At 35.1% G+C, this 21199-nt stretch carries 20 protein-coding genes and 2 pseudogenes; 4 read left to right on the forward strand and 18 right to left on the reverse strand.

Features of this window, described 5'->3' with window-relative positions:
* Nucleotide 1: 1 nt before the first annotated feature.
* From ESZ48_RS13985 to ESZ48_RS14030, 10 genes and pseudogenes are all read right to left on the reverse strand, one after another.
* Complete coding sequence (locus ESZ48_RS13985) at nt 2-1255, reverse strand: dihydroorotase (protein ID WP_129018128.1); 1254 nt, start codon at nt 1253-1255, stop codon at nt 2-4.
* Nucleotides 1252-3180 carry a BatA domain-containing protein gene (locus ESZ48_RS13990; protein ID WP_129018129.1) on the reverse strand — a complete coding sequence of 643 codons (1929 nt, stop codon included), beginning with the start codon at nt 3178-3180 and terminating at the stop codon, nt 1252-1254. Before ESZ48_RS13990 ends, ESZ48_RS13985 begins: the two co-directional genes overlap by 4 nt.
* A gap of 105 nt (nt 3181-3285) precedes the next feature.
* Complete coding sequence (locus ESZ48_RS13995; protein WP_129018130.1) at nt 3286-4293, reverse strand: glycosyltransferase family 2 protein; 1008 nt, start codon at nt 4291-4293, stop codon at nt 3286-3288.
* Between the two features lie 215 nt (nt 4294-4508).
* Nucleotides 4509-5993: a S10 family peptidase gene (locus tag ESZ48_RS14000; protein WP_129018131.1), complete on the reverse strand. Its 1485-nt coding sequence runs from the start codon at nt 5991-5993 to the stop codon at nt 4509-4511.
* Between the two features lie 211 nt (nt 5994-6204).
* Nucleotides 6205-7395, reverse strand: coding sequence for a sensor histidine kinase (locus ESZ48_RS14005; protein WP_129018132.1), 1191 nt, complete (start codon nt 7393-7395; stop codon nt 6205-6207).
* Between the two features lie 42 nt (nt 7396-7437).
* Nucleotides 7438-7707 (reverse strand): annotated as a pseudogene (locus ESZ48_RS14010) (DUF2400 family protein); the annotation flags it as partial.
* A gap of 74 nt (nt 7708-7781) precedes the next feature.
* On the reverse strand, nt 7782-8729 hold the full coding sequence (locus ESZ48_RS14015) for a hypothetical protein (RefSeq protein WP_129018133.1): 948 nt from the start codon (nt 8727-8729) through the stop codon (nt 7782-7784).
* A gap of 289 nt (nt 8730-9018) precedes the next feature.
* Complete coding sequence (locus tag ESZ48_RS14020; RefSeq protein WP_129018134.1) at nt 9019-10539, reverse strand: hypothetical protein; 1521 nt, start codon at nt 10537-10539, stop codon at nt 9019-9021.
* A gap of 143 nt (nt 10540-10682) precedes the next feature.
* Nucleotides 10683-11462: a TIGR02757 family protein gene (locus ESZ48_RS14025; protein WP_223266458.1), complete on the reverse strand. Its 780-nt coding sequence runs from the start codon at nt 11460-11462 to the stop codon at nt 10683-10685.
* A 332-nt stretch (nt 11463-11794) separates the two neighbouring features.
* Nucleotides 11795-12307, reverse strand: a pseudogene (locus tag ESZ48_RS14030) (DUF2400 family protein); the annotation flags it as partial.
* 198 nt (nt 12308-12505) lie between these two features.
* Here ESZ48_RS14030 and ESZ48_RS19350 point away from each other — a divergent pair.
* Together ESZ48_RS19350 and ESZ48_RS19355 are read left to right on the forward strand one after the other, a co-directional pair.
* Nucleotides 12506-12649 (forward strand): hypothetical protein, encoded by a 144-nt coding sequence (locus tag ESZ48_RS19350; RefSeq protein WP_190246270.1) that lies wholly within the window; start codon nt 12506-12508, stop codon nt 12647-12649.
* On the forward strand, nt 12636-12809 hold the full coding sequence (locus ESZ48_RS19355; protein ID WP_190246271.1) for a hypothetical protein: 174 nt from the start codon (nt 12636-12638) through the stop codon (nt 12807-12809). Before ESZ48_RS19350 ends, ESZ48_RS19355 begins: the two co-directional genes overlap by 14 nt.
* 5 nt (nt 12810-12814) lie before the next feature.
* Here ESZ48_RS19355 and ESZ48_RS14035 read toward each other — a convergent pair whose 3' ends face one another.
* Entirely contained in the window at nt 12815-13474 is a 660-nt protein-coding gene (locus ESZ48_RS14035; RefSeq protein ID WP_129018136.1) for an ABC transporter ATP-binding protein, read from the reverse strand.
* Nucleotides 13475-13688: 214 nt separating this feature from the next.
* Between ESZ48_RS14035 and folE the strand changes: the two genes are divergently transcribed.
* Together folE and ESZ48_RS14045 are read left to right on the forward strand one after the other, a co-directional pair.
* Nucleotides 13689-14285, forward strand: coding sequence for a GTP cyclohydrolase I FolE (folE, locus tag ESZ48_RS14040; protein WP_129018137.1), 597 nt, complete (start codon nt 13689-13691; stop codon nt 14283-14285).
* Nucleotides 14286-14336: 51 nt separating this feature from the next.
* The gene (locus ESZ48_RS14045) at nt 14337-14609 is read left to right on the forward strand and encodes a hypothetical protein (protein WP_129018138.1); all 273 of its coding nucleotides are present in this window, start codon (nt 14337-14339) and stop codon (nt 14607-14609) included.
* 40 nt (nt 14610-14649) lie between these two features.
* Here ESZ48_RS14045 and ESZ48_RS14050 read toward each other — a convergent pair whose 3' ends face one another.
* From ESZ48_RS14050 to serC, 7 genes are all read right to left on the reverse strand, one after another.
* Complete coding sequence (locus ESZ48_RS14050) at nt 14650-16860, reverse strand: TonB-dependent receptor (RefSeq protein WP_129018139.1); 2211 nt, start codon at nt 16858-16860, stop codon at nt 14650-14652.
* 56 nt (nt 16861-16916) lie between these two features.
* A complete protein-coding gene (locus tag ESZ48_RS14055) occupies nt 16917-17255 on the reverse strand; it encodes a hypothetical protein (RefSeq protein ID WP_129018140.1) in 339 nt (112 codons plus the stop codon).
* Entirely contained in the window at nt 17252-17749 is a 498-nt protein-coding gene (locus tag ESZ48_RS14060) for a DUF6787 family protein (protein ID WP_129018141.1), read from the reverse strand. Before ESZ48_RS14060 ends, ESZ48_RS14055 begins: the two co-directional genes overlap by 4 nt.
* Nucleotides 17750-17786: 37 nt before the next feature.
* Nucleotides 17787-18218, reverse strand: a complete 432-nt coding sequence (locus ESZ48_RS14065) for a DUF6146 family protein (RefSeq protein WP_129018142.1) — start codon at nt 18216-18218, stop codon at nt 17787-17789.
* Between the two features lie 125 nt (nt 18219-18343).
* Nucleotides 18344-18985, reverse strand: a complete 642-nt coding sequence (locus tag ESZ48_RS14070) for a DUF937 domain-containing protein (RefSeq protein ID WP_129018143.1) — start codon at nt 18983-18985, stop codon at nt 18344-18346.
* Between the two features lie 92 nt (nt 18986-19077).
* Nucleotides 19078-20040: a D-2-hydroxyacid dehydrogenase gene (locus ESZ48_RS14075; protein WP_129018144.1), complete on the reverse strand. Its 963-nt coding sequence runs from the start codon at nt 20038-20040 to the stop codon at nt 19078-19080.
* Nucleotides 20041-20130: 90 nt separating this feature from the next.
* Nucleotides 20131-21195: a 3-phosphoserine/phosphohydroxythreonine transaminase gene (serC, locus tag ESZ48_RS14080; RefSeq protein WP_129018145.1), complete on the reverse strand. Its 1065-nt coding sequence runs from the start codon at nt 21193-21195 to the stop codon at nt 20131-20133.
* Nucleotides 21196-21199 lie beyond the last annotated feature (4 nt).

Raw genomic sequence — 21199 nt, forward strand, 5'->3', positions numbered from 1 at the left:
CCTAATTTAAAACCATTTGATTGTTTGAGTAAACACCGTAAACCTTGCCTTTTAATTCATAATTTTCAAAGATGGCATTTTTTGATGTAGAAAGGATCATTCCCTTATTGAATTGATAATTTTCATTAGGATTGAACAAGGTTAATTTCGCTTTAGCGCCAATGGCTATAGGCATTAGATCGATCCCAAAACGTTCTCTTCCTTTGGTTAGTAAATCGATGGTCTTCTTCATGGTGAAAACCTTATGCAGAGCACCAAAAGCCGTTTCTAAACCTATTGTGCCGTACATGGCATAATCAAATTCTATTTTTTTATGTTCAATATCAATCGGATTGTGATCACTGGTTACCATATCGATAGTGCCATCTTTAAGGCCATCAATAAGCGCATCGCAATCTGATTGGGTTCTTAAAGGAGGCATGACTTTAAATCGCGTGTCAAAGGTTTTTAGCTCATCATCTGTCAAAATCAAATTATGAATGGCGACACTACAGCTCACATCCAATTTCTTGGATTTTGCATTTCTGATCAATTCTACAGATTTAGCAGAAGAAATTGTCGGAATATGCAATTTTCCTCCAGTATATTCCAACAAAAATAAATCCCGTACAATCTGTAGTTCTTCGGCCAATGTTGGATTTCCTTTTAAACCCAATGAAGTGCTCATGATATTTTCATTCATGACGCCAAGACCAGAAATTTTAGATTCCTGTGGAAATGAGTAAATCAATCCTCCAAAATTACTGGCGTATTGTAAGGCCAGTTTCATCAAGTTCGGATTTCTAATAGGTTTTTGGTAATCAGAATAGGCGATAGCTCCTGCGTTTTTCATATCGAATAGTTCCGCTAAATCTTCACCCTCACTGTTTTTTGTCAAGGCGCCAATCGGATATAAATTCACAGGATTACCTTGGGCTTTTCCTTTCAAAAAAGATATATCGGCATAACTGTCAATCACAGGATTGGTGTTGGAGTTGACGGCCACATCTGTAAAACCTGAACGGGCTGCTGTTTCAAGTCCGTTTGCGATGGTTTCTCGTTCTTCATAACCTGGTTCTCCAAAACTCACACTACTATCAAACCATCCTTGGGAAACATGAAGGTTGTCAAGGTTTATTTCCTTCACTTTAGAAGGGTTTTTTATCTGTTCTGAGATTTGGGAGATGATGCCTTTTTCTATAAGGATATCACAAGTTTGGTTATGGAAATCGCTTTTTGGGTCTACTATGGTGGCAGATTTTATCAGTACGTTCATTTAAGGAATTTTAAGATGAGCATTTCAATAATTAAAAAAGCTATTGCAAAAATAACAAACCATTTCCATAGCTCATTAACATTTGTAGTACTTTTTATATCGTCAATAGCAGAAGCTACAGAACTGTTTTTTACACTATTTGTGACCTGGGAGAGGTTCATATAGTTGAGTTGGCTTTCTTTTCTATCGTAATTATAACTCAGATTTCGTACCACATTATCTTTGTTTTTGACCTCGAAAGTGCCTGCCGTATTAGGATATTCGTCTGTAGTTAATTGAACTTTATGACTGAAAGTCTGTTGCATGGGTACAATAGAGGCATCGGCATTATCCAATCTTAAAATTTCATCCTGGAGTAAGCTGGTGTTGATGTCAATGGTATTTGAAATGCCAATGGTATAATACAATCGGGGTAATTTTAAACTTTGTTTGCCAATATTATAAAGTACAGGAACGATCAACGGCGAGTTTTTAAAATTGGAATTGCTGTCATCCAAGCTTGCAGCAAAAGCAAACACATTATTCGATTGGGTCAAAAATGGTGTGTTGTCTTCAAAACTCAAGATGCTCGCGACCGACGAACTGGATAAACTATAAAACGAATTGACCTTAGGATATTGAAAATTATCCACTTTTTTATCGAAGACATTCGCTAAAAGTGGATGGGAAAAATTGATTTTAGTGATGCGTTTCTCTGTCGAAATTTTAGAAGAGAAGTTTGGTAATAACAAAGAATTAAATAGCTGATTGTAAGTGCTCAGTTCTAATTCATCTGAAGGGATGGTTAATATGGTTCCGCCATCATCTGAAAAAGAATTTAAAGAAGTAATTAAAGCATTTGGAATATTTTTCAACTCATTGAGAACAATCAAATTCTGATCAATGATACTGTTGAAGTTGAGTTCATTAAAGTTAACGACCGTTAAATCAAATTCATCGTCAGTATATAGCTTTCTTAAAAATTCGGCATTGGCTTCATTGATGACCAATACCTTTATACGTTCCTTTTCATCTAAATTAAAATATAATACGTTGTCATAATGCAAGTTGGAATCTTCAATCGTAATCTTTCCTTTAAAAGCTTTATTGTTGGGAATTGTGAAAATTGTTTCGGATTTATTATCAATAGTGACTGCGCTCTTAGCAATAAGTTGATTGTCTTCAAATAATGACACAGGTAAGGTTTCAATAGGTTGATTCCCTTGGTTGCTCAAAAGGACCGTCAACTCTAAGGTTTCCACAACATTTTTGGAAATATAGAGTGAATCAATACTGACATTATTAATTTTTTTTGGTTGTAGCTGTACCAACCTATAATCCACAAGACTGTCGGCTTTAAGACTTAAAGCATCGTTTTTTTGTTGAAAATCAGAAATCAGGATGAAGTTTTTAATACTGCCTTTATCTTTAGAGAATGCTTTTTTTCCTTTTAAAATCACGGCATCATAATCCAGTTGATTAGAAGAATAAAAGAGTTGTATCAAATCGTTTTTTATTGCCTTGATACTGGTATTATAAAAGTTGAGATCATTGGTGAAAAGGCTCAGCATTTCATTTTCATCTACGTGCTCTATTAAATCTTGCACTGCAGCATTTAATAAAGTGCCATTATCACCTTTAGCCTGCATGCTGAAAGAGTTGTCCAAATAAATGACTGTTTCATTCTTGGTAGTGAAGCTATTTTTATTGGCTTGATAGGGTTGGGCAAATGCGAGGATTATAGATGCCAAGAGCAATAATCGAGTCAATAAAGTTAACCATTTCTTGATTTGTGAACTTTTACGCGTTTGTAAAGTGATGTTTTTAAGGAACTGAACGTTGGTAAAAGCAACCTTTTCAAAGCGTCGTAGTTGAAATAAATGAACAATTATAGGAATAATGAGCAGCAGTAAGGCATATAAGATTTCGGGATTTTTAAACTGCATTCCTTTTGTGGTTTTGGAGATCTAACAAGCGGGTCAAATATAGAAAATACGTGGTGATTTGCGCCTTCGGATTTTGAGAAATTTAACGTTAATAACTTGAGATTGCTAACAAAAGAAGAAATAATCCTTGGCTTTCATTAAATAAAGGTTTTCTAAATCCGTAGTAATCCAACTTTGTGATTTTTTGTTGGCCACGGTAACGATGACCTGCGGTTGGTGCAACTGATTTATGGTAGAATCAGCTCGTAATTTTACATTATAGATATGTTTCCCAATTTTCTTAGGATTATTACAAATCCAGATAAACGGTACTTTGTTTTTCTTTAATAATTTAGCGCAAAACTTGCCCTTGAAACCTGCACCCCAAAGTACTAATGGGCGTCGAATATCGTAATCAATTTCTAAAAAATAATGTAGTTTTAATTTCAGGAAATGATTGGTTGCATAATGATCATGCGTTCTTGAAGTCCGATTCTGGTAATCTCTCCAATAATGGAGCAGGTTGTTGGATGGAATACATTTTAGGCCGTTTTGGTAGAACCGAAATGCCAAATCATAATCTTCAGGATAAACATCTCTTTCAAAAGCACCACAGGTTATTAAATCCTCACGCGATACCATCCAGCAGGGGGATGGAATAACACATTCCTTGTAGATTTCTGTGTAATTTGTTCCTGATTTGGTTAGTCCATTGAGCCATTTTTCATAGTTTTGATACCCTTCTCCAAGAGCACCTTCACAAAAATAGCTGACCAATCCTAAAGCGACATGTCCATTGCCGTGAGTTTTTAAATCGCGAAGCATTACTTCCAGTTTATTGGGTGACATAAGATCATCGCTGTCCATTCGGGTAATGTAATGGCCCGAACTCTTTTTAAATGCCAATTTTAAGGCATCAATAATCCCATTTCCGTTTGTCTTTAGTAATTTTATGCGATGGTCTGCTTGAGCGAAGGAAGCTAGCAGATTATAACCTTCATCTGTCGAATGGTCATCAACAATTATCAACTCCCAATGGGAATAGGTTTGGTTTAGGATAGATTCCAGATAGGGGGATAAAAAAGCCGAACTATTTTTAAAAGGCGTAAGAATGCTGATTAAAGACTGTTGCATCCCGCGAAAATACGATTTCTATTTAACGGGAAGTTTAATGAAACTAATAGTTTGGGATTTTGATTTTTTATCAGCAGGATTAACCTTCATTTATGTTTTACTTTTAACTGATAAAATGGTGCTTAGTTAATTATTGTCCACAATTGAATCGATGAAGGAATTTATGGGCTAGAAATAAAAAAACCTGATAAAATCAATTATCAGGTTTTTTGAAATTAATATTTTGCGGCTTCACCGCTTTTAGGCGTGGATTCTATAATAAACTGCCTTATATCTTCGGTAGCTTTCTTGAGGTCTTCCTTTCTTAAATACATCATATGGCCACTTCTGTAGCCTTTAAAAGAAACGCGATCTTTCATTCTGCCACTCGGATCCATTTGACCAACAGTATATTTGGCAGCAAAATAAGTCGTTGCACCATCATAATAACCTGATTGAACCAAAACTTTCAAATAAGGGTTTTGGGCCATGGCTTGACGCAAGTCATCTCTTGTGCTGTCGTATTGTCGATCCCAAGGGTGCACATTACCAAACATATTGTATTTGATGTCTGTTTTAAACTTCAGTTCTTCACGGATGTAGTAATTGATAGCAGGAGTAAAGGAATGTAGCCATGAGGTTAATTCTGCATTATAATCGGGAGAGTTTCCAGCAGTCATTTTATCGATTCCTAAATACCTCGAATCCAATCTACCTATGGTATAGCCCTTATCACGTATGAGTTCTTTCCAGAAAAAATTTGTAGGAACATTTAAATTATGATCAATAATTGAAGATTTACTTAATCCAGAATAGAGACTCATTTTTTCTGCCACTTGGTTTCTTTCTGCGTCAGAAATAAAACCTCCTTTTGCAATGGCTGGCATGACATGGTCTATGGTATATGCTTCTACTTCTGGTAATATTTCCAATAAATCCTTTTGTTGAAGCGCAGGAGAAAGTGCTTTTTGATACCATGCAGTTGCAGTGAAATATGGTAAATTCAGTGCAGAATAAATCGGTTGATCGGTAGAATATATTTTATAATCGGCTGGAGATACTAAAATAACACCATTTAAATACATCCATTGGTTGTTTTGTAACTCTTTTGATAATCCCATAACTCTCGGGCCACCATAACTCTCGCCAATTAAATATTTAGGAGATTCCCATCGGTTTTTTCTGGAAACAAACGTATTCATCCATTCCGCTAAATATTTGATATCGGCGTTGATCCCAAAAAATGTTTTTCTATCTGGCAATTTTCCGTCCTTATCCTCAACCATTCTGGAGTACCCCGTATTTACAGGATCAATAAAAACAATATCTGCCACATCTAAAATAGAATGCGGGTTGGCTTTCACGCCATAAGGCTGTACAGGATAGCCTTCATCGTCTATATTCAAAATCACAGGACCTGTATAGGCAATGTGCATCCAAGCCGATGCAGAACCTGGGCCACCGTTAAAAGAAAAAACAATAGGGCGTTTTTCTTTCTCGCTATTACTTTTTTTGTAATAGGTATAAAACAATGTGGCAATGGGTTCGCCTTTGGCATTCCAGACAGGTTGTGTTCCGGCTATTGCTTGGTAAGAAAGGCTTTTACCATTTATGACAATGGAGTGGTTGGTCACAGCCATTGTGTCTAATGGAATTTTTTTGACTTGCGAAAAGAGCAAGCTCACAGAAAATGTGGCAATTAGTAAAAAGTAGTTTTTCATAAAGTTAGAATTTTAAAGCCTTAAAGATAAAAGGATTTATCGGAAGCTATTTTCAAAATATGTTAAAATAGGATAAACATTGCAATGTGCAACTGTTGGAAAAAGGGTGTGTTTTTCTCTTTTCAAGTCAATGTCCATACAAATGAAGATTCTAGCAATAGGAAATACTGTTATTAAACGTCGTAATTAATTAAAGTGTGGACTTTAAACCCTACTTCGCAATTGTAAATGTGAAAACGCTCCCGACGCCAACTTCAGACGTAACACCAATATCACCACCCAGTTTATTGACCAGATTTTTTATTGTGCTCAGCCCAATGCCTGTGCTACGCTTTATGTTTTCATGAGGGATAATGGCAAACAAATTAAAAATCAGATCCTGTTTTTCCTTTTCAATCCCTATTCCGTTATCTGAGATTGAAAATTTGTGGTATTTGGGTTCTTCCACATAAGCAATCTCTATTAAACGTTTTTCTGAAACATTATATTTAAGAGCATTGTCCACCAAATTGATCAGGATCTGTGTCAAAGCCGCTTTGTTTATGTTTTTTATAGCATCCTGTCCAGAATAAGAAAGTTTATCATCCTTAGACAGCAACAAGTGGCTTATTTTTTCAGATATAACAGAAAGTTGGATGTCTTCTCTTTCTTCCTTGAGAAGTTCATCAGCTTTATAATGCAACAAGATTCCATCAATATAATCTTTAAGAATCAAAGCGGAATCCTCTAAATAATTAAGATATTCCAATGAGGAATCAGAATGTTTGCCCTCAAGATCATCTTTTAAAAGATGGGTCAATGAAATGATATTGGCCAAAGGCGATTTTAAATCATGCGACACATGGCTGGCAAATTTCTTTAATTGGATATTATGCAAAGTCAGTTCGTCTTTAGCAGTTTGTAATTTTAAATTCTGTCTTCTTAATTCCAAGGAATTGACCACTTGCTTTCCTAAAGTGATGAGTGCATTTTTTTGTGAATCTGTTAATATTCTAGGTTTATGGTCAAAAACACATAACGTGCCTAAAGCATAACCTTCCGGATTTACCAAAGGAACGCCGGCATAGAAAATCGCATTGGCACCTTCTATAAGTGGGTTATCTGTAAAACGCTCATCCAATCGCGCATCTTGGATAATGAAGATTGGTCCATCTCCCAAAATGGCGTGACCGCAAAAAGAAATGTCTCTTGGAGATTCTCTAAACGGAACACCGTGGTGCGATTTAAAAAAATTACGTTCCTTGTCTAGCATCGTAATTAATGAAACAGGAGCGTCGCATATTGTAGCCACAAGGCTTGTTATGTTGTCATAATCTTGCTCCGGGAGCGTATCGAGCAGTTGGTATTCTGATAAAATATCTAATCGCTGGCGTTCGTTGGTAGGTAATTTGGGACTTTGCATGATAGTGTTTTAGTTTTGTTGGTAAATAATTGTAGGTAAAATCTATAATTTTGAGAACCCTTCAAAGACGCCCAGGCCAAAAAGGGCAAAATCGTATTTTACAGGATCGTTTTTGTCCAAAGTTCTCAAAGCCTTGTCAAGTTCATCTAAGGCTTTTGCATCATTTTATTTTCTTTTTAATATTCCTAAAGATCGCGCCACATTCCCTGAATGCACGTCTAACGGGCATGAGAGTTGGGCAGGAGAGAGGGTTTTCCAAACTCCAAAGTCGACACCGTTATTGTCGTCTCTGACCATCCACCTTAAAAACATATAAAATAGTATAATTAATACGGCATAATAAAAATAAAAACGACTCTAATTTAAAAGAATATAAAGTACAATCCTTATTCGGTGTTATCTCTGAACGCATCTAATTCATCTTGTGACATACCTTCAAAATAGTCATCATTAATTATTTCCCAATCTCCAGGTCTATCGTAATCACTTTCATCTCTGTTTGTGGGATTATAACTAAATCTCCTATATGCACTATTTGCTCGATACCATTGAACTGGGGATTCTAAATTAATTGCTTTACAAATTTTGTCTAATGTGTTAAAGGATAATTCTTCAGCAAGAGGGATATTCCTTAAATTCAATTCTTCTTTAACCCAATTTCTCTCATGGCTACCATCCGAATGCTCGCTCAGGCTTTTTCCGTACATAAGAAATAATTCAATAGTCCTAAGTTCTTTATTTGAGGCTTTACCCCACATACTATCTGGACATTCTTTATTTCTTATGTAATCCCAAAAATGCTCAATATCTACCTTATCATTAAATTTCTCATAGTGTGATACAATAAATTTATATTTAGTTAATTTACCATGTGTCATACTACTCAATTTATCTTTTGGATTAAATCTAGGAGTTAATTTATACTTTTCTTTATATTTAATAATAATATCATCTACGGAATCTTGAGTTACTTCTAAGCTAAACGTTTCAATAAAGAAATCTCTTGCAGAATAGTAGTCTTCAAAAGAAGTTAATGAAGGTAATTCTCTTTCTGCAACTAACTCGTTTATCGTTTTCCTCATCTCGTAATGTGGTATATTCATAGGGTTCAAATAATTCTTAATAAAGAAATCTGACTTATTGTAGAATATTTCTAAAAGCCTTGTTTCTGAAGTGTTTAATGAACTGAAAATATAGTCGAAAAAATAATCTATACGAGGACTTTCTATACCATGTAGATTATACTCATAATTTGCAATTGCATCTTCAGTAATAAAATGTTGATGAAGGTGTTTACCTTCTTTAGTTATGGTATGAATATGTTTTTCTTTCATTTGATTCTATTAGCTTATTTAAAATTAATCAAACTTTATCAATTCACTCTTTTTAATATCAATAAGGTCCAGCTTGCCCCATGATGTGTGACCAATCTTTGTACTAGGTTCTTCGGATTTAAGCTCATCTACCAGTTTATTAAAGTATGCTTTATTAGGATGGTTGTCAAAAAAATGCTGTATCTCTTCTGGAATATAAAAATCATTGGTTTCTTATAGCCCTTTTTTTCATTGGTGATTTTGTTGTTGACTTTAATAGTTATTCTACTTATAGATTTTATTAAATGGGTTAGGTTTTAAAAAATCTGGTGGCATTTTTATTATTACTTTTAAACATTTTCCTAAAGAATTTTGTAATTTTTGTGATGATATTTTTACTTTCTTCCTCCATTGGATAAATATATAATTGAAACCACCCATTTACTCTTTTGATGGTGACCTCAATCGTATCTAATGTCCATTTTCTACCTTCCCACTCATAATCATTCATCTCACCAGTTTTATAACGTTCTTTACCGTTATCGTCTACACCAAAGTGATTAACGAACATCTTTAAAACATTTTCAATCTCCTTATATGCGATATAATATATTCTAGACGGATGTTCTTTTGTCAATAGGTAGAATGTTCCATTTGATGACGATGTACAGATTCTAACTTTATTGAAAAAGTTAAAAAAATAGTGGTTAGAAAACCCTACAAAACTGAAAGGTTCTCCTTTTTCATCGTACTCGTTTCCGAATTTATAATAACCTTTTCCTTTTTTTATGACATCAATTAGGTTTGAAAGGTGTTCATCAAAACTATGGATATCTAAAAAATCATTGTAGTATTCAGTGAACTCATCTGGAGTCATTACACATGTCTCTACACCAAATTTCTTATAGATTGCTTTAGACTTATCTATATTTTTTTTATCACTGGTTATATAAAAATCACATCTTGAGGCAAATGCAGAATGAAAAGCGTCATCTGTAGTGTTTCTAAATGTTTGTTTATTCTTATTATCAACTTTAACTTTATCTTGTTTATACCCATGCATATCGAGCAAAATGTATTCATTTGATAACTCATTAAACCAATCAGGAGTATTTTTAGAGCTAACCAAATCGCTATTTGTTTCAAATGGATTTGTGCCTAATTTTTGGTATGCATCGCCTATAACATCATAAGGATTTTTACCCTGACTAAAATGACTACTATTTACACCAATTTTCTGAACTGCTTCTCGAAGACCTTTATAATCTTCAGTATCATTTAATCTGTTGTACATGTTCCCAAAGGTTTTAAACCAACCTTCAAAGGTTAAATTGTCTTTTAAATCAGGAAACATTTTTTCCATTTCCTTGGTAATTTCAGGGTTTTTAAAAGCTTCTTTAAATGTATTGTCTAACGGAATTGATTTCAATAGCCCTTTAAGTAAAGTTATAAGTGGTGCTATAACCTCATCGTCATCGTCAATATCAAAAGGAGCAAATAATTTGTCAATACTGAAATCCCTAAATAAATCTTGAGAATCAATTCTTTCTTCATACAATTCAATTGGATTCATAAACCCTAATTGAATATTGCCTTTTCCATCATTGAAAAAACAATTATTATCTGTAATAGAAGTAATATATTCTAAATCCTTCTGAATTCGCTCTTTCTGCACCTCGCTTTCAGAATGACTAGCAAAGATATCTCCAATATGAGATGTCGAATAAGGGACTAAAAATTTTTCTTTAAATTCTAAAATGGATTTAAGTTCTTGGAGATTTCCTTGTTTGATAGAAGATATAATATTCCAATCTAAATAAACTTTAATCATTCTAATGTTTTGATATTATTGGTTGAACCATGATTTTTCCTAAATTAGCAGAAAATTCAAAAGTAAAAGAATTTAAATCTAAAAAATTTTGACTAGATTGAATGAAGGACAGATTCAAAATCGAAAAAAATTAATTTATAATTTTAAAATTTCTCATTCACTCCTAAACTGAATAATGCAAAATCGTATTTCACTGGGTCATTTGGGTCTAAACGTCTTAACTCTCTGTCAAGCTCGGTTAAAGCTTTAGCATCGTTTTGGTTACGTTTTAACAAACCCAACTTTCTGGCAACATTACCAGAATGTACATCTAACGGACAAGATAAAACCGAAGGTGAAATAGAATTCCAAATGCCAAAATCAACACCAGCGTTATCAGTGCGTATTAACCACCTCAACATCATATTTAGTCTTTTGCATGCTGAACCTTTATTTGGGTCACCTATGTGCTTTTGTGTTCTTTTTAGGTGGTCTAACGAAAAGAATACTTTTTTGAATTTATGTATAGCTGGTTGAATGCTAGTTTGGTTATGGTTATTTACAAAGATGGTTTCCATACCACCATGGTGCAAATAAATATTTTTCAAAGCTTTAATAAAATATATAAAGTCTTCAGAATTGAATGTTCGGTGAACAAATCCATGTAGTTTACTGAGGTTAGATTCTGTATGATTCATTACAAAATCGTATGGTGAGTTACCTAGTAACTGCATCATTTTATCTGCGTTCGTAATAATCATTTTACGATTGCCCCAAGCGATGGTTGCAGTTAAAAATGATGAAATCTCAATGTCTTCCTTTAACTGGTAGCGATGAGGTATTTGTATAGGGTCGCTCTCGATAAATATCGGGTTATTGTATTCTTTTACCTTGGAGTCTAAGAATTCTTTTAGTACGGAATTATTCAAAATTGTGAATTTCATTATTATATTTAAAAGTATCAATTTAATAACAAGTAACCATAGATGAGTAAAAGAAAAGGGTCTTCCTCCGAAGAATCAGGGATTATGGGTTGCCTAATAATTCCTATTATTTCTATAGCAGCTATATTTTTATTCTATATTATAATAATTTACTTTGGTTCCTCATTGTTAGGCAATATTCTTGAGTTATTCCCGTGGTATATTTGGATTATAATTGGTATTTCTCTTTTATACCTTTTTCATGAATGGGCAAATAGAAGATGATATATTTACGAAGATTACAAAAGGTTTATTATTGATATATTATATTAATCTGCCGTATATATTGAACTAATCAACATATTGATGCGTTTGGCTGCTGAATTTTTTAAAGGATCACTCACATGTTTTTGGGTTCGTGGCAGATGTTCAATCTCAAAGAAATCCTTTTTAAATTGGTGAATGGCGTTTTGGGTCGAAAAATTTTCTGAATGTTTAGAAAAAACAGCTTCCAGTCCGCAATGGTTTTTATAAATATGGTTTAAGCTCTTTATAAATTGAATAAAGTCGTCTTCGTTGAAGGTTCTATGGACAAAGGGCCGTAGTTTTTCCAAGTCATCTGTGGTGTGGTTTTTCACAAAATCAAAAGGAGAATGATCCAAAAGTACCATCATCTTATTAGCGTTGGTGATGATGCTTTTCCGGTTTCCCCAAGAAATGGTTGCTGTTAAAAATCCTGCAATTTCAATGTCTTTCTTTATGGAGAATTGGTGTGGAATTTGGATTGGATCACTTTCAATAAATCGTGGGTGGTTATACTCTGCGACTTTGGCGTCTAAAAATTCTTTCAGCTCTTGTTTTTTCAATGGTGATATGTTATAACTTGTATTACGTGTGATTACTCAGCAATTTCCCTGCCACATCCTTATTAAAGAAGAATCAATTTTTTGTAGGCCACTTCTCAATTTAACGCTATCCAATTTATTTTAAACTCATAACAAATTTCTATTTTAAGAGTCATTTTAATTGGGTAAATTAGACCATCTCATTAAAATTAGATACACATGAAATCTATTATAAAATTTGGTTTAAAATCTGCAATTGCACTTTTTGCCATTGGCATTGGGACCAAACTGGGCAAGGATGCCATAAATGATTTAAAACAATTTCAAATCGACCGTAAAAACACAAAAGATGGAAAATACTGATGATATTCTTGACTCAACCTTAAATGTTGTTAGCAACTCAATAACAAATTTTGACAACGTTTTGGGTCATGTTCCCCTTTATAAAAGTGGCCATAATATTGGTGCTGCCATTAGTAAGTTAATTGATTCAATTGTTGATGTTATTCCGGATTTTAGGTAAATCAATTAAACGATTTTTCCATCCACCATCACCAATTTCCGATCGGCCATATCTGCCAACTCTTCGTTGTGGGTTACAATCACGAAGGTTTGACCAAATTCATCTCGTAATTTAAAGAAGAGATTGTGCAGGTTTTCTGCGCTTTCACTATCTAAATTACCTGAAGGTTCATCGGCAAAAATCAGTTCAGGGTTGTTGATCAATGCTCTTGCAACTGCTACACGTTGTTGTTCTCCACCTGACAATTCATTAGGTTTATGATGGTATCTATGGTTTAATCCTAAAAAGTCCAATAGCTCTTTAGCTCGTTTTTCAGCTTCTTGTTTGGAAGTATTTTTTATAAAGGCAGGAAGGCATACATTTTCCAATGCCGTAAACTCTGGCAGTAATTGATGAAATTGGAAGATGAAACCAATATGCTCATTTCTAAACTTTGCGAGGTGTTTATCCGTTAAACTGATAATATCAACATCATTGATATGAAGTGTGCTTTGTTCTTTGGATGACGCTCTATCCAAAGTGCCCAAAATATGTAGCAAAGTGGTTTTTCCTGCTCCTGAGGCACCTACGATGGATACAATTTCTCCTTTTTGAATGTTAAGATCGACACCTTTAAGAACGTGCAGATCACCGTAATATTTATGGATATTGGTTGCTTTTATCATAGACAAATAATTGCAAGCAAGTTAGCATATTGTTTGCTTTTGCACAATTATGAATAGAAATTATTCTGGAAGGAATTCGGATTTGGAAATATAAGTAAGCGATCTTTTGGCGATGAAATCATGGTGGCATCATCTTATCAAAAGTTATTACGGATTTAAAGATTTTAATTTTCACTTAAATCCTTTACTTTTAACATAACATAAATTAGAAACAATGGCATACCAGCATTTTGAAGAGTATAATCTTAAGGTTACAGAAGATGTTAAAGAAAGATACAAAAGCATTATTGAAGATCTTGGTGAAGATGTCACCAGAGAAGGGCTTTTGAAAACCCCAGAACGTGCCTCAAAGGCGATGCAGTTTTTGACCCAAGGCTATAATCAGGACGCTGCGGAGATTTTAAAAAGTGCTATGTTTAAGGAGTCTTACAACGAAATGGTCATTGTCAAGGACATTGAAGTGTATTCCCTTTGTGAACATCACATTCTTCCTTTTTTCGGAAAAGCGCATATTGCTTATATCCCGAATGGACAGATTGTCGGGTTGAGTAAATTGCCGAGAATTGTGGATGTGTTTGCAAGACGCTTACAAGTTCAGGAACGTTTAACTCAACAAATTTTGGACTGTATTAATGACACACTCGAGCCTCAGGGCGTTGCCGTTGTTATTGAAGCTTCACATATGTGTATGATGATGCGTGGGGTTCAAAAACAAAACTCCGTAACCACGACTTCAGGGTTTAGAGGTCAATTTGAAAAAATTGAAACACGTAATGAGTTTTTAAAACTGATCAGTAATAAATTCTCTTGAGTGTTTTTGGTATATTTTTTGTTATAAATAAATTGAATTAATATTTATACGATGACATTAGATAATCTAAGCAAAAATAAAAAACTCGTTCTAGGGATCATTTTGGATTTCATTGGAATGATAACTTTTATTGATATTATTTGGGCGCCCATATCTGCGCTGTTGATGACAAAGATGTATGCGGGAAGAAAGGGTAAAGTTGCTGGTATATTTTCATTTATTGAAGAAATTCTACCAGGCTTTGACATTATTCCCTCCTTTACCATTATGTGGTTTTACACCTATGTGTTCAGTAAAAAGCCTAAAGTTATAGAAGTGAGATAAAAAAAAATCCCTTTCAGCGTTTGAAAGGGATTTTTCATTTTTATAAAGTGTAGGTCAGACCTATGCTGATATTCCTTCCTATATTATAGATGCCATCCGATTTTAAGCGGGACAAATGATTGATATAGGTTTTATCTGTCAAATTACTTCCTGAAACTCTGATGTTCAGATTATTTTTAAAGAGAAGGACAGTGCCTCCAAAACCTGCACCTAAAAGGTTGTACCCATCTGTAGGCGTTTCAAAACCACTGACGTTAGATTGTTTGAAATAGGAATTCAATCTGATAAAACCATATAATTTTTGAACCGATTTCGTGTCGAATTCCACTCTAAGTGTATTGGTTAGAGAGTTGGCAGGGATAAGCGGTAAATAGCTGTCATTTTTTTGCTTTCCAGTGACCGTTTCAAAACTACTTTCAAGGTGCAACCAATCTAAAGGATGCGGATGCAGATGCAATCCAATTTCTCCGCCGTACAAGTTGGCATCTGCCTGTAAATAATTATAAACAGGTGTGTTTTCAATAAACTCTCCGTTTGGTGAAATAAAAATATAATTGTTCACCTTATTATAGAAGGCATTGGCGAAAACTTCAATATGCTCACTTTTATATTCCAAAGCTAGATCTGCTTGAAAATTTTGTTCGTTTTTCAAGTTTTCATTCCCAATCTCATAACGGTTGGTACCTTCATGCGTACCATCGGAAGTAAGTTCAGCCAAGTTTGGAGCGCGATATCCTGAGGCAAAATTAATCCGTGAGGTAATTTTTTCAAAAAACTTAGTTTTATAGCCAAGAGCGCCGTTAAAGCTAGAGAAATCTTTGTTTAAGCCGGAAATTACATCAATTGTACGGTGATCAAAACGTGCACCGATTTGTATATCAGAATTTTCAAAATGGATATGTGATGTGGCAAGAACTCCAAAATCGTTGGTGGTAGCATCTGGAATTAATTGCTCTTCGCCGTAATTATTATTACTTTGAGTCATTCCTTGTACGCCCACGATAGTTTCAAATCTACCAAGGGTTGGCAAATTATACTTCACATCATAGTTGAAAGTCTTTAATTTCATGTGTAGCGCAGCTTCTAAATGATCGTGATCATCATCCATGTCACCTTCATCATTATCATGATGGTGGTCTTCAAATTCTTTTCTGTCGTTATAGAGCAAGCCTAAGCTGATGTCAAAACTGGAGTTTTTAAGAAACACAGTCGATTTTGAACTTAGCACATGATTGGTCACTTCTTGGAAAGGTAAAAACGGCGTTTTGTTTGTGTTTTGTTCTCCGAGTTCCCCTGGAATTCCAAGTTTCGAATTGTTGATATTATAGCGGAGTTCCGTTTTGAAACCTGATTTCTGATATCCTAAACCAGTTTTGAAGTCCTGTTCCCTGAATCGGCTGTTGGTCACTCTGTAGTCCGCAGTGTTATAATCTGCATGTTCGGCAAGACTTCCTCTAAATAAAAATTTAAAATTTTCTCCAGAAGCTTTGTAACCTGCATCCGTATTAAATCCTTTTGTGCTGCTAAAATAATTGTAGCTGGCGTCTGCTTTATCGGTATTAGCTTGTGCGAATCTTTCTGGGTTTAGATAAAGGACACCACCAAGGGCGTCACTTCCATAGAGTAGGGACGCAGGACCTTTTATAACTTCCACGCTTTCAATTCCTGCATCACTTAAGCCGAGCCCATGCTCATCACCAAATTGCTGATTTTCCAATCTCACACCTTGTGTGTACACTAAAACCCGATTGGAACTTAAGCCTCTAATGACAGGTTTGCCTATGCTGACGCCTGTGGTGATACTTTCTACACCGGCAATTGTCGTAATGCCGTCGGCTAATGTTACAGCGCCTTTTGCTTTTAAATTGGCAACTGTTTCACGTTCGACCTTCATCACGTTTTCACTTTGTAATTTATGAAACGGTGTTGAAATGATGATTTCCTCCATTTCAATTGCTGAAGGTATCAACGTAAGATGTAATTGTTCTGTTGATGGAAAGGTTATGTTTTGTGAAAATGTCTCATAGCCCATTATGGAAACCACAATTGGAAAGGTACCATTTGGAATGTTTGAGAGTGTAAAATTCCCATCAAAATCAGTTGTTGCACCTTTTTCGAGTTGCGGAATATAGATGTTTGCGAATATTAAAGGTTCTGTCGTGTTTTTATCAACCACGCTGCCTTTTAAATTGTTTTGGGCGTAAATAGATGGAATTGCCAATAAAAGCAATACTGTGAAAATATGTTTCATAGGGGATGTTTAGATTAATTTAATACGAATGCATTCTGAATTGATTTCAGAAGAAATTAGATTAAATTAATCATCGGTGGACCCCGGCGTGTAAAGTGCAGACTTTGGTATTCACTAAGAAAGCTATATTCTTTGGTGTTGAAAATATTGACTTCAGGATAGACCTTTAAAGCGGCAATATTCTCAGGTATGGTAAATGGTGTATTGATTTTAAACTTATAAAACTCACAATCAACATCCAAAGTATGGAAATGCGTATCAGATTCACCATAACACACTTCGTGTTGGTGGTTCTCATAAACGTGCATAAATTTAACAACAGAAGGCAACAGAAAGGTCAATACCAAAATGAGGGTCAACCCTTTGAATATGATATGTTGTCTTAGACACCTCATTGACTTAAGAGTTTCTTGAATCCTAACCTGCTCAACATTTTCTTTTCAAACTCCCAGAAAAACTTGAACTGACCAAATAGCCATCCAAAGAAGACGAGCATTATTTGATAAAAAACAAGACCTACAATAATGTATAAAATCCAGTAAACAGTGGTGTTTAAGTTGTCTTTTGTAATCCCGATGAGTGCCATGATGGGTTTTCCTATAAAAACTGATGATGATCCGGTTATAGAAAAAACTATAAATACCCGAATCATTTCCCACCGATGCTCTAAGATCCATTTATGTTCGAGTTTTTTAAATGAAAATAAAGTCAGTCTTAAAAGCAAAGAGAATAAAACGACAGATGTTATTAACACCAAAAACAAATTAATGTTTCCAACAATTACATCTGCTAATCTGTAGGAACAATACCCTAAAATAAGAACACCCAGAACTGGAAAAAGTAACTGCCAGTTATGTTGTATTTGCCAATTTTTCTTGAAATTTTCCATCGTATTTTTTTGCGATGCGAAGATACTTCAAATTCCTTTAAATCCTAGGGGCAAAAGTCCCTAATCTCTGTTTGTAGGTTAATTGAAAGTAAATGAAGTAATTGTACAATTTGTAATTGACTTCATAGCCATAATCGATATAGGGCTGATAATCAATTTGAAGCTCGTAGAGGTTACTATCATAACGCATCGGTTGCAATACACGCTGGTTCCACTCTGTAACATATTGTCTGTTTCGGGCTTCCATGTATTCCTGTGAATAGAATCCTTCCGGTTTTGCGGTAGAGGCAAGCCAAAAATTAAATCCTGGTTCGATAATAAGAATTTCATATTCCAGGGAATCATTTGCAATCCTGACCGTGTCTTGTTCTTTGTTATTTACTCTTGAAGCCATCGTCGTAGATGGTTTAGAAGTATTGCACGAGACCATGAATAGTCCCACAAACAGAAGGGTGGCAATTGTTTTCATAACAGTTTATTTGTTCTATAAGTTACAAAAATCATACCCAATAATTACGAAGTTGAATGGTTTTAACAAAAAAGTCGCGCTTTTAAAAGCACGACTTTTTCAAATGATATATAGTATTCTACAATTTAATTTTTTCCTCCAAACAGACCTCCGATAATTCCTCCAAGTCCGCCTTTATTTTTGTTTCCACCCATAACCATTCCGGCAACGTCATCCATGATGCTGCCATCATTATTGGCATCTAGAATGGATTCAAGAAAACTTTGATCGCCCTTAGGAGAATTTCCTTTTAAAAGACCGCCCAACATCCCTTCAAGCCCACTTGGACTATTAACATTTTGTTGTTTGGCTTGATTGCCTAACATCCCCATTAAAATTGGCGCCGCAACTTTTAAGATTTGAGCAACAGAACTGGCATCCATTCCTGACTTGGCACCAATCGCTTTTTCTACGTTACTTTGTTTATTACCGAGCACATGTCCTAAGATTTTACTGCCATCATTCATCACGTTGTCATCAACACCGCCGCCAAACAAACCGCTAAGATTGTTTAAAATGCTTCCATCATGTTGACCGTTTAATGCGCTAAGTAAACCTTGGGCGCCTTCAGGAGAAGATGCATTTCGTTGCATGGCTGCCATTAACACGGGCATTGCCATAGATAAAACCTCATGTGTTTTGTTTTGTGGTTGATTAGTTTGCTCAGATACGCCACTCACAATTGACTTACCAATATCGCTATTTAATAGATCTAAAATTCCAGACATAATTATATGATTTTAAAATTGAAAGGTTAAATTACAAAAAATGCTTGCAATACACTGTATGGCAAGCATTTTTAACAAGAAATGTTAATAACTTATACGTTTTCTGTCTTTAATATACTGACGATTTGTGACGCCAATTCTGTTCCAATTCTATCTTGGGCTTCGTTGGTAGCGGCACCAATATGTGGTGTTAATGACATTTTTCCATTCATGAGCACTTTAATTGCCGGGGTTGGTTCACTTTCAAAAGTGTCCAGTCCTGCAAAAGCAACTTTTCCACTGTCGATAGCTTTAACAAGCGCCACTTCATCAATGACACCTCCACGCGCAGCATTTACAATACCTACACCATCTTTCATTTGTGCAAATTGTTTATCTCCAATCACATATTCACCTTGTGCCGGAACGTGCAAGGTAATAAAATCTGAATGCTTAAGGATGTCTTTCATTGGTTGGGTCTCAATTTCAACGTTGATAAACTGTCCGTTGTAAAATTCAACTTTAATCGTTGCTTTTCCAACAAACTTATCACTTGCAATTACCTTCATTCCTACACCGAGAGCAATCTTGGCAACTTCGCGTCCAATACGTCCAAAACCAACAATCCCTAGAGTTTTACCTCTTAATTCCGTGCCTTGTGCATAATTCTTTTTAAGCGCGTTGAATTTTGAATCACCATCTAAAGGCATGTTCCTATTGGCATCATATAAAAATCTTACGCCGCCAAATAAATGCGCAAATACCAATTCTGCTACAGACTGTGAGGAGGCTGCCGGAGTATTGATAACATGTAGGTTTTTGCTTCGTGCATAGTCTACATCAATATTATCCATACCTACGCCACCACGGCCTATAATCTTAAGGTTTGGACATGCGTCAATAAGGTCTTTTCTAACTGTGGTAGCACTTCTGACCAATAGAACATCAATGTTTTTGTCATTGATAAAATTGATCAATTGTTCTTGGGCTACTGTAGTCGTGATCACTTCAAATCCTTCTACATTCAATGCGTCAATTCCACTTTGTGAAATTCCGTCGTTTGCTAATACTTTCATGAAAATTTATTTTTTTAGTCCCACCAAAATGGGAAGCTTTTTTGTTATTTAATTTTAAAGTTTAATCAGCCTGCCAACTGAAGACTTCTTTTACGCTTTCGTTTCCAATTCACTCATCACTTCCACAAGTGCCTTTACGCTATCCAAAGGTAAGGCATTATACATGGAAGCTCTATAGCCTCCAACGCTTCTGTGTCCGTTCAATCCGCTAATTCCCGCTTCTTTTAACATGGTTTCAAAAGTGTCTTTCAAATCGTCGTTGACCAAATTAAAAGTGGCATTCATATAAGAGCGATCTTCCTTAACTGCGTAACCCTTAAATAACGGATTGAGGTCTACTTCAGAATAGAGAACGCGAGCTTTCATTTCATTCACTTTCTCAATTGCTTTTATGCCACCTAAATTTTTAAGCCATTCCAAGGTTAGCATAGAAGTATAAACGGCAAAAACAGGAGGTGTATTGAACATGCTGCTTTTCGCAATTTGAACTTTGTAGTCCATAATGGAAGGAATTTTTCGAGATACTTTACCCAAAATATCTTCTTTAACCACCACTAAGGTAGTTCCCGCTGGGCCCATGTTTTTTTGCGCACCAGCATAAATGAGATCAAATTTAGAAAAATCCAATTGGCGTGAAAAAATGTCACTGCTCATATCACATACCATTGGAATTGGTGAATTAGGGAACTGTTTTATCTGGGTTCCAAAAATAGTATTGTTGGATGTACAATGGAAGTAATCATAATTATCAGGAATTGTATATCCTTTAGGGATGTAATTGTATCCAGCATCTTTTGAAGAGGCAACTTCATAAATATCATCATAGATCTTGGCTTCTGCAATAGCATTTTCGCTCCAAGTTCCTGTATTTAAATATCCAGCGCGTTTTTCCAATAAATTTAGGGCAACCATCATAAATTGCGTGCTCGCACCACCTTGCAAGAATAAGGCTTTGTAACCCTTTCCTTCAAGACCCAACAATTCCAAAGCTAGAGCTCTGGCATTTTCCATAACATCTACAAAGTGTTTGCTCCTATGCGAAATCTCCAATAAGGAAAGTCCTATACCATTTAATTCAACAACAGCCTCGGAAGCTTTTTTAAGAACCTCTTGAGGTAAAATTGAAGGTCCAGCGCTAAAATTGTGTATTTTCATTGTT

It is taken from the genome of Gelidibacter gilvus, assembly GCF_004115975.1.
Classification (GTDB): Bacteria; Bacteroidota; Bacteroidia; order Flavobacteriales; family Flavobacteriaceae; genus Gelidibacter; species Gelidibacter gilvus.

What these genes read in the sequence shown, in the direction of transcription:
- ESZ48_RS13985 (WP_129018128.1), bottom strand. Translation starts at nt 1,255, where the DNA reads ATGAACGTACTGATAAAATCTGCCACCATAGTAGACCCAAAAAGCGAT.
- ESZ48_RS13990 (WP_129018129.1), bottom strand. Translation starts at nt 3,180, where the DNA reads ATGCAGTTTAAAAATCCCGAAATCTTATATGCCTTACTGCTGCTCATT.
- ESZ48_RS13995 (WP_129018130.1), bottom strand. Translation starts at nt 4,293, where the DNA reads ATGCAACAGTCTTTAATCAGCATTCTTACGCCTTTTAAAAATAGTTCG.
- ESZ48_RS14000 (WP_129018131.1), bottom strand. Translation starts at nt 5,993, where the DNA reads ATGAAAAACTACTTTTTACTAATTGCCACATTTTCTGTGAGCTTGCTC.
- ESZ48_RS14005 (WP_129018132.1), bottom strand. Translation starts at nt 7,395, where the DNA reads ATGCAAAGTCCCAAATTACCTACCAACGAACGCCAGCGATTAGATATT.
- ESZ48_RS14015 (WP_129018133.1), bottom strand. Translation starts at nt 8,729, where the DNA reads ATGAAAGAAAAACATATTCATACCATAACTAAAGAAGGTAAACACCTT.
- ESZ48_RS14020 (WP_129018134.1), bottom strand. Translation starts at nt 10,539, where the DNA reads ATGATTAAAGTTTATTTAGATTGGAATATTATATCTTCTATCAAACAA.
- ESZ48_RS14025 (WP_223266458.1), bottom strand. Translation starts at nt 11,462, where the DNA reads ATGAAATTCACAATTTTGAATAATTCCGTACTAAAAGAATTCTTAGAC.
- ESZ48_RS19350 (WP_190246270.1), top strand. Translation starts at nt 12,506, where the DNA reads ATGAAATCTATTATAAAATTTGGTTTAAAATCTGCAATTGCACTTTTT.
- ESZ48_RS19355 (WP_190246271.1), top strand. Translation starts at nt 12,636, where the DNA reads ATGGAAAATACTGATGATATTCTTGACTCAACCTTAAATGTTGTTAGC.
- ESZ48_RS14035 (WP_129018136.1), bottom strand. Translation starts at nt 13,474, where the DNA reads ATGATAAAAGCAACCAATATCCATAAATATTACGGTGATCTGCACGTT.
- folE (WP_129018137.1), top strand. Translation starts at nt 13,689, where the DNA reads ATGGCATACCAGCATTTTGAAGAGTATAATCTTAAGGTTACAGAAGAT.
- ESZ48_RS14045 (WP_129018138.1), top strand. Translation starts at nt 14,337, where the DNA reads ATGACATTAGATAATCTAAGCAAAAATAAAAAACTCGTTCTAGGGATC.
- ESZ48_RS14050 (WP_129018139.1), bottom strand. Translation starts at nt 16,860, where the DNA reads ATGAAACATATTTTCACAGTATTGCTTTTATTGGCAATTCCATCTATT.
- ESZ48_RS14055 (WP_129018140.1), bottom strand. Translation starts at nt 17,255, where the DNA reads ATGAGGTGTCTAAGACAACATATCATATTCAAAGGGTTGACCCTCATT.
- ESZ48_RS14060 (WP_129018141.1), bottom strand. Translation starts at nt 17,749, where the DNA reads ATGGAAAATTTCAAGAAAAATTGGCAAATACAACATAACTGGCAGTTA.
- ESZ48_RS14065 (WP_129018142.1), bottom strand. Translation starts at nt 18,218, where the DNA reads ATGAAAACAATTGCCACCCTTCTGTTTGTGGGACTATTCATGGTCTCG.
- ESZ48_RS14070 (WP_129018143.1), bottom strand. Translation starts at nt 18,985, where the DNA reads ATGTCTGGAATTTTAGATCTATTAAATAGCGATATTGGTAAGTCAATT.
- ESZ48_RS14075 (WP_129018144.1), bottom strand. Translation starts at nt 20,040, where the DNA reads ATGAAAGTATTAGCAAACGACGGAATTTCACAAAGTGGAATTGACGCA.
- serC (WP_129018145.1), bottom strand. Translation starts at nt 21,195, where the DNA reads ATGAAAATACACAATTTTAGCGCTGGACCTTCAATTTTACCTCAAGAG.